At 70.9% G+C, this 275-nt stretch carries 1 protein-coding gene; it reads left to right on the top strand.

Annotation, left to right across the window (positions count from 1 at the left end; genetic code table 11):
- The coding region (locus SB753_RS37100; protein WP_410805133.1) for a MaoC/PaaZ C-terminal domain-containing protein at positions 1–275 on the top strand (275 nt) is incomplete at both ends.

Below are 275 nucleotides of genomic sequence, written 5' to 3'. Positions count from 1 at the left end.
ATGCAGCGCACCGCGGTGCAGGGCTCGCCCGAGATGCTCACGGCGCTGACAGGCGTGTGGCATGCGGGGGCCGCCGCACACAGCGACGGACGGCATCCGTTCCGCAAGTCGCTCGCAGAGCTCTGCGTCGGCGACCAGATCGTGTCGGCGTCGCGTGAGGTGACGCTCGCCGACATCGAGACCTTCGCCCACTTCACGGGCGACACCTTCTATGCGCACATGGACGAGGCGGCCGCCGCCGCGAACCCGTTCTTCCCCGGGCGCGTGGCGCACGG

This window comes from Paraburkholderia sp. SIMBA_053 (assembly GCF_046534895.1).
Lineage (GTDB): Bacteria > Pseudomonadota > Gammaproteobacteria > Burkholderiales > Burkholderiaceae > Paraburkholderia > Paraburkholderia caledonica.
This window is presented reverse-complemented; position numbering and strand designations above follow the sequence as displayed.